The organism is Pseudofrankia asymbiotica, from assembly GCF_001983105.1.
Lineage (GTDB): Bacteria > Actinomycetota > Actinomycetes > Frankiales > Frankiaceae > Pseudofrankia > Pseudofrankia asymbiotica.
The window spans coordinates 217,470-233,443 of the sequence record NZ_MOMC01000008.1 but is presented as its reverse complement, the minus strand read 5'-3'; the positions used below and the strand labels follow the sequence as shown (position 1 = coordinate 233,443).

Genomic DNA, 15,974 nt, shown 5'->3' with positions numbered 1-15,974 from the left:
CTACGGCTGGCGCCGGGGGTGCGGCGGCGCTGGCGTGTGTGGCTGTGGATGCCGGGCCGCCTTTCCACAGGTCCCAGGACGCCGGTGGCGAAGCGGCCGGTGCCGTGCCCGGCGCGGCCCCGGCCTCAGTCCCGGTGAGGCCGGGGCCGGGCTGACGGATCGTGGGCGGCACGACCGCAAGGTCGCCTCGGTCTCGTGCTGCTCGCCGAAGGCCACGACACGAGCCATGTGGCCAATGCCCGTGGATGGGCGAACCGCAGCCACTTCATCGCGGCCTTCACCACCATCATCGGCATCACCCCTGGCCGCTACCGATCCGGGCACGAGCGCGGGGCGGGGCGTGCGGATGTCACAGCCGTGCGCCCGGCGGTGTCCACATGTCGCACAGGCCCGCAAGGCCACTGAAGAGGCCGCAGAGAAGGCCGCTGGACAGGGAGAACACCATGGCACCGCGTATTCCGAAGGCCGAGGTCCCCGCCGAGATGAAGGAGACACTGATCGAGCAGCTCGGCGCCGTTCCCGAGCCCGTCGAGGTGATCTTCAACAACCCCGCGGTCGCCACCTCCAATCTGCAGTTCTCGGCCATGATCGCCGCGTGGGACACGGTCGACGAGGGTCTGAAGACCTTCGCGCACATGGCCGTCGCGGCCCAGGTCGGGTGCAGCTGGTGCCTGGATATCAACTACTTCGCCGCGCTGAACCAGCGCCTCGACCTGGAGAAGGCGAGCCAGGTGCCGAACTGGCGGGCCTCCGACGCGTTCACCCCAGGGGAGCGCGCGGTGATGGAGTACGCCGAGGCCATGACGAACACGCCGTCGACCGTCACCGATGAACTGTCCGCGAGTCTGCTCGGCCAGCTCGGCCCGGCGGGGCTGGTCGAGCTCACCGTGTTCATCGGCTTCGCCAACCTGTCCACCCGGGTCAACACGGCGCACGGGATCACCTCACAGGGCTACTCCGAGGCCTGCGCGGTCCCGCTGGCCGAGCGTCCGCGGACGTCCGCTGTTGCCTGACGTCGTGACCGATGACCMGTTCGTCGTCCACCGCGGCCTGCTGTTCACCATCGCCTACGAGATGCTCGGCTCCGCCGCCGACGCGGAAGACGTGGTCCAGGAGACCTGGCTGCGCTGGGCCGACGTCGACCGGCTACAGGTGCGTGCGCCCAGGGCCTATCTCGTCCAGGCCGTCACCCGCCAGGCCCTCAACCGGCTGCGCGGCCTGTCGCGCAGCCGTGAGGACTACGTGGGCGAATGGCTGCCGGAGCCGCTGCTGACCAGCCCCGACGTCGCCGAGGACGTCGAACTCGCGGAGAGCGTCTCGATCGCGATGCTCACCGTGCTGGAGACACTCGGGCCAACCGAGCGGGCGGTGTTCGTCCTGCGCGAGGTGTTCGACGTGCCGTACGAGGAAATCGCCGAGGCCACAGGGAAGTCCCAGGCCGCCGTGCGACAGATCGCCCGCCGGGCACGCGAGCACGTGGCCGCCCGGCGGCCGAGGGTGCCGGTCAGCGGGTCGGAGCAGCAGGCGGTGGTGGAGCGGTTCCTCGCGGCGCTGCGCACCGGCGAACTCCAGGAACTGCTGGAGCTCATGGCCCCGGACGTCGTCCTGGTCACCGACGGGGGCGGGGTGATCACCGCCGCGCTGGAACCCATCCACGGGGCGCACGGGGTGGCGCCGATCCTCGCCCGAGCCCACCAGATCGTGGACACGCTCGAGACCGCGGCCATATGGCTCAACGGCGCCCCCGCGGGCCGCATCGAGTTCGACGGGGTTCCGGCCGCGGTGAGCCTCGAAACGCGGGACGGGCGGGTCACCCGGATCTACGTGGTGCGCAATCCGCACAAGCTGCTGCGCCTCGACAGACCGGCCGAACTCGCCAGGTAGGCCGGTCGTGCGGCAGCTGTCAGGACTGGTCCGGGCGGTCGCCGACCGCCCGGGCAGATCGGTGCCCCGCAGGCCCACCGTGAACTGCGGGGCACCGCCCGCGGATGCGGGCCGCCGGTCACGAGCCGCCGCATAACGCCTACTTCGGCTCGCCGAGCAGTTCGTCGAAGAAGGCGTCGGTTACCGCGAGTTTGGACACTTCGGACCGGAAGTAACTCGCCCACCTGCGCAGGATGTGGTTGTGGAAGCCGAGGAAGTCGAAGCCCTCGTCGATGTGGACCACGCGGGTCTTCTCCGGCGACAGGCGCAGCCCCAGCGGGGCGAGCATGCCAGCCACTTCCTCGCGCGGGCTCTCGGCGTGGTGGCGTTCTCCGGAGTCCATCAGGACGAATCGGATCAGGTCAGAGGAGTCCTTCGAGGTGGGCGGCGACCTGGCGGTAGCGGCTGACGGGGACGAGGTGGACGCCGGTGAACGCGGCGCTGTCGCGTAGGCGGAGGGTCTGTTCGCAGGCGGCGTCGACTCCAGCGGCCTGGTCGCGCTCGACGCGTTCGACGAGGTCGGTGGGGATGTCGATGTCGGGGATCGTCGCGGCGAGGCGCCGGGCCATCCCGGCGCTGGCGAGGACCATCACGCCCGCGTAGACAGGCCGATCGATCGGGTGGGTATCGCGCCAGCGCAGAAGGGCGTCCACCGAGTAGCTGACCTGGTCGAGGTTCCTCGGCTCGCCCCACCGATCTCGTTCCGGGCCACTGCCTGCTCAGTCAATGCCGCCTCCACGTTCCCAGTGCGAGTCCGCCCCGCCGCGCCCCAGTATCGCTGCGGAATAGTGCGGGGCCTTGCGGCAGCCCTTGGGCCGTCGAAGAGGACGAAGAAGTCTCACAGTGGGGCAATGGGGTCGAGCGTGGCCGTAGCCCCTGGTCAGGGCGCGGCCGGCTCGCCGGCGAACTGAGGAACCCGGCGACTGTTGCGCTCCCGACACGGAGGTCCCGGTGTGCCGGGTCGGGCGGTCTGGCGGCCCCGGGACGGGGCCGCCGAGGTGGGCTGTCGTTCAGCTGCCGCTGCCGGTGGTGGGGTTGAGGTCGAGCGCGAGGCTGTTCATGCAGTAGCGCTGGCCGGTGGGGGCGGGTCCGTCGTCGAAGACGTGGCCGAGGTGGGAGCCGCAGCGGCCGCAGCGGACCTCGGTGCGGACCATGCCGTGGGTGCGGTCCTCGATGTACTCGACGGCGCCGTCGGTGATCGGCTGGTAGAAGCTGGGCCAGCCGCAGCCGGAGTCGTACTTGGTCTTGGAGGTGAACAGCGGGTTGCCGCAGCCGCCGCACTGGTAGGTGCCGGTCTCCTTGGAGTAGGTGTAGGCGCCGGTGAAGGGCCGCTCGGTGGCCGCCTGGCGCAGGATGGCGTAACGGGCCGGGTCGAGGAGGGCACGCCACTCGGTGTCGTCGCGCACGACCTTCTCGTCGGCGGCGCGGGGGGTGCTGCTCTGGCTGTCGGTCATGGTGCTCCTGTCGGTGGTCGGCGGCGCGTCGCCGGATGGTCTGCCGGGGGTCTGTCCGCCTGGCCGGCCGCGGGCGCCCGCGGCGGGTGGTGCGTGTCGGCGCTGTGCGCCGTTGCCGGGGCCTGCTGCGTCGGTGGCTGGCGGCGGGGGCCGGTGACGGTCGCGGGTGTCCTGGTGGGACGGGTCCAGTGGGTGCCTGGCCGGGTCGTCGACCGTCACCTGATGCAGCGGTCCGGCTGGTATCGACATTCCCCGTGCGGACCGGGCTGCTCGCCACGGCCACCTGGCCGCCGGTGTGGCCGGTTGGGATGGCCGCGATCCCGGTGCCTTGACCCGGTGYGGGCCGGGTGGTGGCGGTCAGTGGTAACACTCTGGACGGCCTGTGGCCGGTTTCCTACGATCGGCGCACGTGCGGTCGTCTGGGGGCGGTTCGCCACGATGGGGCCGGTTGGTGGCCTCGGGGGGTTGAGGTTCGCCGGTCGTGTCGGCTTTGCCGTTGGATGAGGATGACCCGAGGTCGGTCGGTCCGTATGACCTGTTGGGCCGGCTGGGTGACGGGTCGACACCGCCTCCACCGGTCTCGTCGTACGCGGCCCGCTCGGGCCCGCCGGGCGCGACGGCACCGGCGGAGCCGGTCCGGCCCCCGCGGACCGAGGCCGCGGACGCCGGGAACGGCGCCTATCCCGCCGAGACCGCCTATCCCGCCGAGACCGCCTATCCCGCCGAGACCGCCTATCCCGCCGAGACCGCCGAGACCGCCGGGCCTGACAGGTCGGCGCCGTCCGCGACGGGCGCCGAGCCCGGCGTGAACCCGCCCACGGGCGTCACCGTTCGTGTGCCTGGACGGGAGACACCGCCGCCGGGCGGGCTGCCTGGTCCGGTGGTGCCTTCGAGGGATGCTTCACCGAGACGGGGCCGGCGTCGGCGCGCGTTTCTCGCCGCCCTTGTCGCGGTCGTTCTCGCGGGTGCCGTCACCGCCGTGGTCCTCACCGCACGAGGCGGTGGGGATGGGGATAACGAGGCGTCGGGGTCGGCCGACAACGTCGTCTGCGAGGCGCCGGCCGGCGGGCGGGCGCTGGAACGGGCCGGGGTGATGTCCCCGCCGGGTGGTTCGGGCAACGTGCACGCGGTGGCGTTCTCCCCCGACGGGCGGACGGTGGCGGTCGGCGGTGACGACCGGGCTGTCCGGCTGTGGGACGTGACCGACCCGGCGCGGCCGTCGCAGGTCGGCGTGCCGTTCGCGACGACCGGCATCATCGAGGCGTTGGCGTTCTCCCCGGACGGCGCGGTCCTGGCGACCAGTGGTTTCGACGCGGCGATCCGGCTGTGGGACGTGACCGACCGGGCGGATCCGCGGGAGACCGGTGAGCCGCTGGTCGGGCAGACCGGGCCGGTCGGGTCGGTGGTGTTCTCCGCGGACGGAAAGCTGCTGGCCAGCAGCGGGTTCTTTGACGCGGCCCGGCTGTGGGACGTGTCCGACCCGGCGCATGGCCGGTTGTTGGGCCAGTTGCCGGTCGGTGAGACGAATCTGGTGGCGCTGGTGGGTGACCGGCTGGCGACGGCGGGCGAGGGCGCGGGGCTGTGGGACGTGTCGGACCCGGCTCGCCCGCGCTCGGTCGCGACGGTGGGCGGCGGGGCCAGGATGGCGGCGGTGGCCTGCTCGCGACCAGCGCCGACAACCTTGGTGGCCGTGACCGTACCCGGCTGTGGGATGTCTCCGACCCGGCGCGTCCGACGGGAGTGCCGGTCGCGGACGGGGCGTACCGGATGGTGTTCGCCCCTGACGGGGGGATGTTCGCCGCCGCGGGCTGTTGGGGGGTCGGGGTGTGGGATGTGACGGATCCCGCGCGGCCGGTGCTGACCGCGAGCCACGCGGCGGGTCCCGAGGGCGGGGCGGCGAGCCTGGCGCTGTCGGCGGACGGGCGGCTGCTGGCCACGGGGAACGGTGACGGCGCGGCGCGGCGCGGCTGTGGCACGTTCCGTGACGGTGGGCCGGCTGTGGGCTTCAGCCGCCGGCCGGGTCGGCCGGATCGGCGGGGTCCTCGTCCTCGGTGAGCGGCGTGGCCGGGGTGGCGGTGAGCGCGGGCACGGCCCAGGCGACCGCGCCGGCGCCGAGCAGCGCGGCGAGGGTGCCGGCGGCCGGGGAGACCTGGCGGCGGGCGGCGGCGGTGGACAGCACGGCGGCGTCGACGGCGTCGGCGAGGGCGCCGGCCCAGACCCAGCCGCTGGTGGGGTGGCGGCGGGCGAGGGCGTGCAGGAGGCCGCCACCGAGGGCGAGGTCGCGGCCGCCGAGGAGACGGGCGGCCCAGGCGGTGTTCTCGGCGGTGACGCGGTCGACGCCGGTGGCGCGCAGGGCGGTGGCGGGGCGGGCGAGCGCGGCGGCGCCGATGGCGCAGCGGCCGAGGGCCAGCAGGCCGAGATGGGCGCGCCCGCCCGCCCGCGGCGGGATGGATGTGAGCGCGCGGACACGTAGTGTGGTCACAGTCTCGTTACCGACCCTTCCCTGGTGGGAACGTCTCGGCTGGCTCCGACGTTCGGAGAACAGGAGACACCGATTATCAACGGCTCGGAGGGGTTCTATGGGCGAGCGCGTTCTGCGGGGCAGCCGTCTCGGCGCGGTGTCCTACGAGACCGACCGCAGCACGGAGCTTGCTCCGCGGCAGACCGCGTCGTACGACTGTCCGAACGGCCACCAGTTCACCATGCCGTTCGCCGCTGAGGCCGAGGTGCCCTCGGTCTGGGAGTGCCGGGTGTGCGGCGAGGCGTCGGTGATCGTGGACGGGGAGCGGCCGGAGCCGAAGAAGGCGAAGCCGCCGCGTACCCACTGGGACATGCTGATGGAGCGGCGGACGACGGCGGATCTGGAAGAGGTTCTGGCGGAGCGTCTCGCTGTCCTGCGTGGCGACAGCCGCCAGGCCAGCTGACGGGTAACGGGCCTGGCCTGGTCGCGGCCCCTTAGGGTGGCGTCCCGGCGGGCCCGGGTCAGAGGCTCTCCTCCGGGGGGTGACCCTCGGAGGCCTCTGGCTGGGCATGGCCCGGCCAGGAGCCGGCGGAGCGGGCGAAGAGCACGGAGAGGCGCGAGCAGCGGATCTGAGGCTGCGGACGTGGCGGAAAGGGGCGTGGCGCCGAGGCCACGCCCCTTTCCCGTCCCCCGGGCGGGGTTCCCCACCGGGCCGCCTGGCCATGGGTCAGGGCTCGTCGGAGGTGCGCTGGTGGGCTGGCGCCGGCGGGTCGACGGTGGCGGTCCCCGCGGCGCCGAGTGACGTCGCCGGGCCGGTGGTCGCGATCGTGGGCCCCGTGGGCTGCGTGGGCGGCCCGGCGGTCGCGGTGGCCGTGACGAGGGCCGGCTCGGTGGAGGGCGCGGGGACGCTGACCGGTGTGGCGGGCAGCGGGCGGGGCGCCGGGCCGCGGCGGCCGGAGACGAGCGCCCACAGGGCGGTACGCCAGAACGCCTCGATGATGATGGAACGGCTCATCTTGGACGCGCCGCGTTCGCGCTCGACGAAGGTGATGGGCACCTCCGCGACGCGGAAGCCGTCGCGCCAGGCCGTCCAGGCCAGGTCGACCTGGAAGCAGTAGCCCTGGGACTGGATCGCGTCGAGGTCGCGGGCCCGCAGCACGTCGGCCCGGTAGGCGCGGTAGCCGGCGGTGGCGTCACGCAGCGGGATGCCGAGGGCGGCGCGGACGTAGAGGTTCGCGCCGCGGGACAGGACGAGCCGGCTGCGGGGCCAGTTGCGGACCTGCCCGTCGCGGACCCAGCGGGAGCCGATGACCAGGTCGGCGGTGCCGAGCCGCGCGAGCAGGCGGGGCAGCTCCTCGGGCTGGTGGGAGCCGTCGGCGTCCATCTCGACGATGACGTCGTAGCCGTGGCGCAGGGCCCAGGAGAAGCCGGCGACGTAGGCGGAGCCGAGACCGGACTTCCCGGCGCGGTGCAGGACGTGGATCTGGTTGTCCTCCCGGGCCAGCTCGTCGGCGATCTGGCCGGTGCCGTCGGGGCTGTTGTCGTCGATGACGAGCAGGTCGACGGCCGGGTTCGCCTCGCGCAGCCTGCTGGCCGTGCGGGTGAGGTTCTCCCGTTCGTTGTACGTCGGCATGCAGACGACTACCCGGTGGGCGTCCACGCCGCTCCTTTCTGGTCCACGGCCGTCGGGCCGGAGGCCTGTCCGCGGGGCGGGGGTGTCCCGCGGGGTGGCGCCGGGGCCGGAGTGCCTGGCACCGGACAGCGGGGCGCCGGCGCCGACGGGCCGCCGGCGCCCGGTGGCGATCCCAGCCATAATGGCCGCCGCCGCGAGGGCGCTCGCGACCGCCTCCGGGATCGCGCCCACCCGGTCGGCCAGAGTGCGGCCGGTGCGCAGCGGCAGTTCGGCGGAGAGTATGCCGGGTTCGTACAGGCCGGTCTGGGACAGGACGGTGCCATCGGGGGTGATGATGGCGCTTTGCCCGCTGGTGGAGACCTGGATGGTGGCGCGGCCGTGCTCGACGGCGCGGATCCGGGTCATCGCGAGCTGCTGCTGGCTTTCGCCCTTGCGGCCGAAGGACGCGTTGTTCGTCTGGACGACGATCAGGCGGGCGCCCTGGTCGACGGAGTCGCGGACGTTGCTGTCGTAGGCGACCTCGAAGCAGATGACGTCGCCGATGGTGGTGCCGGCGGCGGGCAGGACGGCGGGGCCGGTGCCGTGGACGAAGTCGTTGGGCATCTCGGTCGCGAACCGGGTGATGACCTTCTGCAGGAACTCGCGGCCGGGGAGGTACTCGGCGAACGGGACGGGCCGGTGCTTGACGTAGAGCTGGCCGGCCCAGCCGTCGGCGGTCCAGACAAGGCCGGCGTTGCGGACGTGGCCGGCGCCGGGGCCGTCGAGGACCGCGCCGAGCAGGATCGGGGTGCCGACGGCGCGGGCGGCCTCGTCGAGCAGCGCGGCGGCGCGGGGGTCGGCGAACGGGTCGACGTCGGAGGAGTTCTCCGGCCAGACGACCAGGCCGGGCCTGGGGGTGCGCCCGGCGTCGACGTCGGCGGCGAGGCGGAGCGTCTCGTCGACGTGGTTGCGGGTGACCTGGAACTTCTCCCCGAGGGCGTCGAGGCCGCCGGGTTCGGGGACGTCGCCCTGGATCGCGGCGACGCGCAGGGTGCCGTCCTGGGCGGCGGTGGGCAGCGGCACGGCGAGGCCGACGGCGGCGAGCGCGGCGATGCCGACGGCGGGCAGCGCGGCGCCCAGGACGAGCGCCCGCGCCCGTCCGCGCCGGCCGGTGCGGGTGTCGCCGTCGCCGGACCGCTGGGCGGGCACGGCGACGGGGCCAGCCGGGCCGGTGGGGCCGCTGGCCGGCCCGGGGTGTGCGGTGACGTCGGGGACGCCGAGGCGGGTCGCCAGCGCGGCACGGCCGGTGGTGGCCAGGGTGTGCAGGGCGAGGGCGAGCAGGGCGCCGGTGGCGGCGACGGCGAACGTCATCGCCGGGGCGCCGGCGACGGCGGCGAGCGGCGTGTAGGGGCTGTCGGGCTGGCTGAACGCGAGCCGGCCCCAGGGGAAGCCCCCGAACGGGGCCCGGCCGCGCAGCGCCTCCTGGCCGACCCAGACGCAGGCGAGGGCGGCCCAGGAGTAGCCGGGGCGCAGCCGCAGGGCGAGCACGGTCGCGGGGCCGGCGAGGGCGAGGATCGCGGCCTCGCCGACCGCCAGGGCGTAGAGGGCGTCGTCACCGACGAACGCGACGAACCGCAGCAGCGGCAGGAAGAAGCCCAGGCCGAACAGGAACGCGACCCGGTAGGCGGACGGCAGCCGCCGGCCGCGCACCAGCAGGGTGAGGGCGGCGACGGCGACGGGCGCGAGCGGCCACGCGCCCACCGGGGGGAACGCCAGGTAGAGGGCGGCCCCGGCGGCGAGCGCGGCGACGGACCGGGCGAGCGTCGCGGGCCTGGGCGGCCGGAGGCGTCGCCGCCGGGTCCAGGCGGGGTCGGTGGCGACGCCGGGTGCCGTGCCCTCGGCCGTGTCGCCGCCGGGGCGGGACGCGACCAGAGGTGGCGGGCCGGTGCGCGCGGAGGCGGCGGACGGCGGTGTCACGGTCCCAGTGTGCTGGACAGAACGGATCTGGTGGGCGGGAGTGCCCGTCCTGCCCCCGCCCGTGCTGGTTGCGGCCCGCTCCCCCGCCGCCCGGATCCGCCTGTCCCCGTGGCGACCCGGCCCGCGACGCCACCCCGGTGAGCACTCACCGTGGCGTTCGTAACCTTCTGTGACGGCTTTGTGTTCTCGTGGTCGCGGGCGGCGCCGCGTGGGCGGGGTCAGGGGACGGTCGGGCAGCGCAGCACGGAGGTCAGCGCGGCGCAGTAGCTCGCCGTCGTGACCTTCCAGCGGTCGCCGGTGACGGCGAGACGTATGCCCACGGTTGTTGTCACGCGCCGCTGGCCGTCGGCGGCGAGCAGCTCGATTCTCACTGTCACCTCGGCTTGCGTGGCGCTGAGGAACAGCGGGGCCCGGTTGTCGCTGTCCGGCTCGCCGATCCGGATGGCACTGTCGCTGTCCGCCTCGCCGAGCCCGACGAACCGGATGGCGTGAACTCGGGTGCCCTGCCGCGAGAGCGCCTCGGTCAGCGCGGGCCGTGCCTGGTCGGGGGCGGTGAGCGCGCCGAGCATCCCGGCGCCGGCGGGCCCGTCGAACGCGGCGCCCGCGGCCTGGAGGAGTGGGGGGAGGACGAAGGGGCCCGACGGTCCCGCCGGCTTCGGGCCGACGGTGACGGCGGCGCCTATCCGCCCGAGGGTGTCCGGGTCCGGGCCGGTGATGATCACTCCGGCGGAGGCTTCGGGGACGTGGACATACAGGGCGTAGGAAACGGGTGGGCTGTCACCGGCCGTCGGGCCTGAGCGGCGGGCTTCGCGGCGGATGAGGGTCATGGACCGGGCGGGTACACCCGGTGAGTAGACCTCGGTGGCCGACCAGTCGCGCGAGAGCAGCTGATGACGGTCCCACTGGCGGCTCAGCTCGATGCCCGGGTCGGGGGTGAGGCCGGTGCCCGGGCCGGGCTGTACGCGCAGCACGGCGACGGTGTAGGCGGTGGCGGGGCTGGGCGGGTCGGCGCCGGCGAGCTGCTGGTCGACCTCGGCGACGGGGGCGAGCGCCAGTTCCTGCTGGACCGTCGGTCCTGGCGGGTTGGTGCCGGCGGGCGGGACGACGCCCTCGGTGGGGGGCAGGACGGTGACGGTGTCGTCGTAGCGGGCGACGCCCGGGGGCAGCCAGCCGAACGTCACGCCGTACAGGTCGATCCGGGTCTCGGGCCGGGTGTGCGCGGGGACGACCGCCGGGGCGGCGTGGCGGGTCGCGCCGGTCAGGACGGTGACGCCGCCGGTGACCAGGGCGACGGCCGCGGCGACGGCGATGGCGGCGGTCACGGCCCGGCGCTGGTGGCGGCGGCGGGTGATGACGGCGGCGCCGGTCGGCGCGGGCGGCAGGATGCCGGCCGCGGCGGCGTCGAACTCGACGCGCAGGCGGTGTTCGAACCCGCCGGGCTCCGGCGGACCGGCGTCCTGGCTGGCCGGTTCGGGCGCCCTCATGCGGTCGCTCCCTTCGGGGACGGGGACAGCGGGGGCAGGGTGGGCGCGGCGGGGCCCATCAGGGCGCGCAGGCGCAGCAGGCCGCGGGCGGTGTGGGTCTTGACGCTGCTGGTCGCGCAGCCGAGCTCGGCGGCGACCTGCGCCTCGGACAGGTCACCGAAGTAGCGCAGCACGATCACCGCCCGCTGCCGGGGGGTCAGCTGCCGCAGCGCGTCGAGCAGGTCCCGGCGGTCGGTGGCCTGGCCGGCCTCGTCGGCGGTCCCGGCGGGCTCGTCGACGCCGGGGTCGTCCCAGTCGACGAGGCTCTCCCGGGTTCTCAGGCGGCGCCGGGCCCGGCTGACGGCGGCGTTCGCGAGCGACCGGCGCAGGTAGCTGTCGGGGTCGTCGACGTGCCGCCAGCGCCGGTAGGTCCGCAGCAGGACGTCCTGGAGCAGGTCCTCGCCCGCCTGCCGGTCGCCGGTGAGGAACACGGCGGTGCGCAGCAGGGTCATGCCGCGGTCGGCCACGTAGTCCTCGAACGACCGGTCGTCGCGGCGCGCCGGGGCGCCACCGTCCGGCATGGTGTCCCCTTCCGTTCCCGCTGTCCGCGTCCGTCCTCATGACGCCGCGACGGCCCGGCCGGGCGACGGCCACGATCACAACATTGGGCCAACGGGGCCGTGCCGGCCGGTGAGGACGCGGGCCGGGGCGGCGGGAACGGGCCGGGAGGGGCGGGCCCCGCGGCGGTGGTCAGCCGCGGGCGTCGCCGTCGAGGAGGTCGAACAGGACCTCGCCGCCCAGGACCGTGCGGGCGCAGGCCGGGTCCGGGCCGGCCAGGTCGGGCAGCGGCGGCTGGGGCGGCGCGGACGCGGGGGTCAGGCCGGCCGGGAGACGCCACACGGCGAGGGTGGCGGGGTGGCCGGGGGCGAGGCTACCGGAGCCGTCGGCGTCGGCGCGGGCGGCGTGCCAGCCGCCGTGGGTCGCGGCGCGCAGCGCGCTGGCCGGGTCGAGGCGGGCGGCCGGGGTGCGGTGGCCGGTGGCGGCGCGCACCGCGCCCCACGGGTCGAGCGGGGTGACGGGGGCGTCGGAGGACAGCGCGAGGCCGACGCCGGCGGCGGCGAGCGCGGCGAGCGGGTTCATCGAGCCGGCCCGCGCCGCGCCCAGCCGGGTGGCGTACATGCCGTCCGGGCCGCCCCAGGCGGCGTCGAACGCGGGCTGGACCACGGCGACGGCCCCGGCGCCGGCGAGCCGGGTGATCTGGTCGGGGTGGGCGAGCTCACAGTGCTCGACCCGGGGCCGGCTGGCCACGACCCGGCCGCGCCCGGCGGTCCGGGCGGCGGCGTCCAGGCCGTCGAGGACGGCGTCGAGGGCGGCGTCGCCGATCGCGTGGAAACCGGGCTGGCGGCCGGCCGCGACCGCGGCGAGCACGGTGGCACGGACGGCGGCCGCGTCGAGCATCGGCGCGGGGCGGTGGCCGGGGCGGTCGGCGTAGGGGGCGCGCAGGGCGGCGGTGTGGGAGCCGAGCGACCCGTCGACGAACAGGTCACCTCCGAGGCCGACGGCCAGCCGGCCGTCGGGGTCGAGATCGGCGAGGACGCCCGCGTCGCCCGCCCAGTAGCCGTGGACGGAGGGGCCGGGTTCGGCGGCGGCGTGGGCGAGCAGCGCGGCGAGGTCCTCGGCGCTGGACACCTCCGGGCCGGCCATCTCGTGCAGCGCCGCGATCCCGAGGCGGGTGGCGGTGGCGCGCAGCCGCCGCCAGGCGCCGGCCCGCTGGGCGGGGCTGATCGTGGCGTAGGCGTGGACCCGGGCGGCGTGGTGGGCGTCGTCGCGGACGAGGCCGTCGCCGAGCCAGCCGGCCAGGCCCGCGGCGCCGGACGCGGCGGCCAGGGTGGTCGAGACGGCGGCGGTGTGGCCGTCGACGCGGGCGAGGTAGACGAGCCGGCCAGGGGCGGCCCGGTCGAGCTCCGCGGCGCCCGGGGCGCGCCGCCCGGGCCAGCGGGTCTCGTCCCAGCCGGTCCCGAGCAGGGCCGAGCCCGGCTCGGCGCGGGCAGCGGCGGCGACCGTGTCGAGCGCCGTCGTCAGGGTGGGCGCGGCGGCCAGGTCGAGGCCGCCGAGGGCGAGCCCGGTGGCGGTGGCGTGCAGGTGGGCGTCGACGAACGCGGGGGTGACCAGCGCCCCGTCCAGGTCGACGACCGCGTCGACGCCGCTCCCGGGCCCCGGCGCGCCGATCTCGTCGACGTCGGCGCCGACCCACGCGACCGTGGCGCCGACGGTCAGCAGCGCCGTCGCGCCCGGGTGGGTGGCGCTGTGCACATGGCCGCCGCGGTAGAGCACGGCCCGGTCACGGCGCCTTTCGACTCCGGCGGACCGGGGGGACATCCGGGTGCGCATCTGCCCAAGTGTGCCTGCGCCTGTTCCCTCGGCGGCGTTGCGGCGGTGGCCCGCCTGCCGGAGAGGGCCCAGGTGCCGTCGTCGCCCCGTGCCCGGGGGCGGCGGCGGCACCGCCGTTTCCAGCGTGCGTCGTCCCGTTCGCGCGGTTGCGAGCAAGACCGTCGGGCCAGCCCGGCGCGGTCCCAGTCTCGGATCCCTCACCAGTCTCGGATCCCACAGCGGCAGCCATGATCCGGTGGACTTTTCCGCCCTGTGGCACGGAAAAGTCCACCGGATCATGAACGCACGTGGTGGCTCTCCCTGGCAGGTATGCCGCGGCCGGTGGATTGCGCCGCCGCCGTGGCGGCGGCGCTGGCTCATCGTGGGCCGGGCCGGGCGCGTCTGGACTGCGGCAGGACGAACAGGCGAACAGAGGTGGGGAGGCGAGGGTGCGTGCGGATGACGAACGGGCTTTCGAACTATTCATGGCCAGGACCGCTGGGCGGCAGGTGCTGAGCGCGGTGATGCTGACGGGCGGTGACTGGGCGGCGGCCGAGGATGTGGTGCAGGGCGCGTTCGAACGCGTCTATCTGCGCTGGGGACGGATCGACGCCGGCCGTCAGGATGCCTACCTGCGCCGGGCGGTGGTCAACGGGGCGACCAGCAGGTGGCGGCGGCTGCGGGCCCGGGTCGGCGAGGTGCCACTGGTCGTCGACGGGGAGTGGACCGTCGACGTCGCCGGCGCCGACCAGGACCCCGCGGAGCGGCTGACGCAGCGCGACAGCCTGCTGCGCGCGCTGCGGTCCCGGCAGCGCGCCGTCGTGGTGCTGCGCTACGTCGAGGACCTGTCCGAGGGCGAGGTGGCCGCGGCGATGGGCTGCTCGGTCGGGTCGGTCCGTAGCCAGGCGTCCCGGGGCCTGGCGCGGCTGCGGTCCAGCGAGCACCTGCGCGGCCTCGACCCGATGGCCGTTGGCCGGCTGGGTGTCCCGCTGGCCCGGCCGGGGCTGGACATCCTCACGAACGAGGCCAGCCCCCCGGCCGGGCGGGCCTCGGGTCGGGCCGTGGCTGACCGCCCAGCGGGCGAAGGAGGAAGGGCCATGAGCCTCACCGAGCGCGACGTGCGGGTCCTGCTCCGTGCGCTGCCCACCGCCCTGCCTCAGGCCGTCGACCTGCCCCGAGGTGGCGACGCGCCGCTGTCCGCCGGCGCGGTCCGGGCCGGCGCGCGCCGGCGCCGCACCCGGGTGCGGGCCGCCGGCGTGGTGGTGCTCGCGGCCGTGGTCGTGCTGGCGCTGGTCGCGCTACCGCGGCCGGGTGGCGACGCCGGGGTCACGCCCGCGGGTGGAGCGCCTCGGGCGACGGTCTTCGGGGCGACGGTCGGCTGGCTGCCTGACGGGCTGGTACCCCTGTATGACCAGTACCAGGACGTGGCCCGTCCGGTGGGCAACGAAGTCTTCCAGAACGCGACCTACTTCGAGGAGCGCGTCTCGTTCGTCGCCGCCGCGCAGGTCCGGTCCGGGGCGAAGCCCGGCGTCGACGGGCCTTCCTACAGCGTCAGCGTGCGGCGCGGCGCCGTGCCGACCCCGCAGGAGGACTCGTCCCAGACACGCGACGTCGCGGACAAAATGGACCAGGCCATCACCGAGGAGCAGGTGACGGTCGCCGGCCATCCGGCACGCGTCACCAGCTTCGTGGAGTCTGGGTGGAACCCGGAGGTCGCCTGGAGCGTGAGCTGGAACGAGGGCGAGAGCTCGATCGTGATCACCGGGCCGGACCGGGGCACGGTCCTGCGGATCGGCGGGTCGGCCACCCTCGGCGCGACGCCGGTCGGGCCGCCGCGGCCGCTCACCGCGATCAGCGAGATCCGCGCCGCGGCGCAGGGCGGGCTGGCCGGGCTGCGGGGGGTCGAGATGCTGCGGCAGGTCGCCGATGACGGCCTGGCGCGCCCCGCTCTCGACAAGGCGCTGGCGTCGTCGCCGCAGCAGGTGCAGGCGGTGATCGTCGAGGACATCGGGCAGGTCGTGTTCCTCGGTCCCGCCGAGGCGATCGTCGAGCTGTGGCTGGGCGAGCTTCCCAGCGGGTCGGGTGAGCGCCATCCGTTCAACATCCGGATGGTCCACACCGGCGGGGCGTGGAAGGTCAGCCGCCCGAGCTACTGCCTCGCGATGCACAGCCTGCTGCCTGACTGCCCGACCGTGTGGTGAGCGCGCGGGCGGCCACAGCGGCCGGGCTACAGGTCCGGGGAGCGCCCCTCGTAGGGGGTGGACAGGACGACGAGGGTGCGGGTGGAGACGTTCGCGGCGGCGCGGACCTGCTGCAGGAGGGTCTCCAGGTCGGCGGGGGCGGCGACGCGGGCCTTGAGCAGGTAGCTCTCCTCGCCGGCCACCGAGTGGCAGGCCTCGATCGCGGTGAGGTGGCGCAGCCGGTCGGGGGCGTCGTCGGGCTGCGACGGGTCGATCGGTTTGATCGAGATGAACGCGGTCAGCGGCAGGCCGACGAGCGCCGCGTCGACCCGCGCCGTGTACGAGGTGATCACGCCGCGCTGTTCGAGGCGGCGGACGCGCTGGTGGACCGCGGACACGGACAGCCCGGTCTCCTTGGCGAGGTCGGTGTAGCTCATCCGGCCGTCGTCGCACAGCAGCCGCACTATCTGGCGGTCGAGATCTTCCAGCACGAGGGGCAGCGTAGGGGGTGGCCGGGCGGAGCGTTAACCGGTG

General features: G+C 75.3%; 13 protein-coding genes and 2 pseudogenes. 6 read left to right on the top strand and 9 right to left on the bottom strand.

What is annotated here, in order from left to right; translation table 11 throughout:
• Positions 1–195 precede the first annotated feature (195 nt).
• The 3 genes from BL253_RS42790 to BL253_RS04010 are packed head-to-tail and all read left to right on the top strand — an operon-like array spanning position 196 to position 1,884.
• A complete protein-coding gene (locus BL253_RS42790; protein ID WP_198946147.1) occupies positions 196–405 on the top strand; it encodes a helix-turn-helix transcriptional regulator in 210 nt (69 codons plus the stop codon).
• Positions 406–443: 38 nt separating this feature from the next.
• Entirely contained in the window at positions 444–1,013 is a 570-nt protein-coding gene (locus tag BL253_RS43440) for a carboxymuconolactone decarboxylase family protein (protein ID WP_076813619.1), read from the top strand.
• A 4-nt stretch (positions 1,014–1,017) separates the two neighbouring features.
• Complete coding sequence (locus BL253_RS04010) at positions 1,018–1,884, top strand: RNA polymerase sigma-70 factor (protein ID WP_076813782.1); 867 nt, start codon at positions 1,018–1,020, stop codon at positions 1,882–1,884.
• A 139-nt stretch (positions 1,885–2,023) separates the two neighbouring features.
• Here the strand turns inward: BL253_RS04010 and BL253_RS04005 are convergent, their stop codons facing one another.
• From BL253_RS04005 to msrB, 3 genes and pseudogenes are all read right to left on the bottom strand, one after another.
• Positions 2,024–2,266: a hypothetical protein gene (locus tag BL253_RS04005; protein WP_076813617.1), complete on the bottom strand. Its 243-nt coding sequence runs from the start codon at positions 2,264–2,266 to the stop codon at positions 2,024–2,026.
• A 19-nt stretch (positions 2,267–2,285) separates the two neighbouring features.
• A pseudogene (locus BL253_RS04000) lies at positions 2,286–2,591 on the bottom strand (methylenetetrahydrofolate reductase); the annotation flags it as partial.
• 342 nt (positions 2,592–2,933) lie between these two features.
• The gene (msrB, locus tag BL253_RS03995) at positions 2,934–3,377 is read right to left on the bottom strand and encodes a peptide-methionine (R)-S-oxide reductase MsrB (protein WP_076813615.1); all 444 of its coding nucleotides are present in this window, start codon (positions 3,375–3,377) and stop codon (positions 2,934–2,936) included.
• Between the two features lie 496 nt (positions 3,378–3,873).
• Between msrB and BL253_RS42170 the strand changes: the two genes are divergently transcribed.
• Positions 3,874–5,214, top strand: coding sequence for a WD40 repeat domain-containing protein (locus BL253_RS42170; protein ID WP_158230325.1), 1,341 nt, complete (start codon positions 3,874–3,876; stop codon positions 5,212–5,214).
• Between the two features lie 168 nt (positions 5,215–5,382).
• Here BL253_RS42170 and BL253_RS03980 read toward each other — a convergent pair whose 3' ends face one another.
• A complete protein-coding gene (locus BL253_RS03980; RefSeq protein WP_076813608.1) occupies positions 5,383–5,859 on the bottom strand; it encodes a hypothetical protein in 477 nt (158 codons plus the stop codon).
• A 97-nt stretch (positions 5,860–5,956) separates the two neighbouring features.
• Between BL253_RS03980 and BL253_RS03975 the strand changes: the two genes are divergently transcribed.
• Entirely contained in the window at positions 5,957–6,301 is a 345-nt protein-coding gene (locus BL253_RS03975) for an RNA polymerase-binding protein RbpA (RefSeq protein WP_007519376.1), read from the top strand.
• Positions 6,302–6,565: 264 nt separating this feature from the next.
• Here BL253_RS03975 and lnt read toward each other — a convergent pair whose 3' ends face one another.
• The 4 genes from lnt to BL253_RS03955 all read right to left on the bottom strand — a co-directional run bounded on the left by lnt (position 6,566) and on the right by BL253_RS03955 (position 13,269).
• Entirely contained in the window at positions 6,566–9,427 is a 2,862-nt protein-coding gene (gene lnt / locus BL253_RS03970) for an apolipoprotein N-acyltransferase (protein ID WP_076813606.1), read from the bottom strand.
• A gap of 218 nt (positions 9,428–9,645) precedes the next feature.
• Positions 9,646–10,911, bottom strand: coding sequence for a hypothetical protein (locus BL253_RS03965; RefSeq protein ID WP_076813605.1), 1,266 nt, complete (start codon positions 10,909–10,911; stop codon positions 9,646–9,648).
• Positions 10,908–11,471, bottom strand: a complete 564-nt coding sequence (locus tag BL253_RS03960; RefSeq protein ID WP_076813603.1) for a SigE family RNA polymerase sigma factor — start codon at positions 11,469–11,471, stop codon at positions 10,908–10,910. The genes BL253_RS03965 and BL253_RS03960 overlap by 4 nt, the downstream gene beginning before the upstream one ends.
• A gap of 169 nt (positions 11,472–11,640) precedes the next feature.
• Positions 11,641–13,269 carry an amidohydrolase gene (locus tag BL253_RS03955; RefSeq protein WP_198946145.1) on the bottom strand — a complete coding sequence of 543 codons (1,629 nt, stop codon included), beginning with the start codon at positions 13,267–13,269 and terminating at the stop codon, positions 11,641–11,643.
• A gap of 440 nt (positions 13,270–13,709) precedes the next feature.
• Here BL253_RS03955 and BL253_RS43435 point away from each other — a divergent pair.
• A pseudogene (locus BL253_RS43435) lies at positions 13,710–14,321 on the top strand (SigE family RNA polymerase sigma factor); the annotation flags it as partial.
• Between the two features lie 1,166 nt (positions 14,322–15,487).
• Here the strand turns inward: BL253_RS43435 and BL253_RS03945 are convergent.
• Positions 15,488–15,931 (bottom strand): Lrp/AsnC family transcriptional regulator, encoded by a 444-nt coding sequence (locus tag BL253_RS03945; protein WP_076813600.1) that lies wholly within the window; start codon positions 15,929–15,931, stop codon positions 15,488–15,490.
• Positions 15,932–15,974 lie beyond the last annotated feature (43 nt).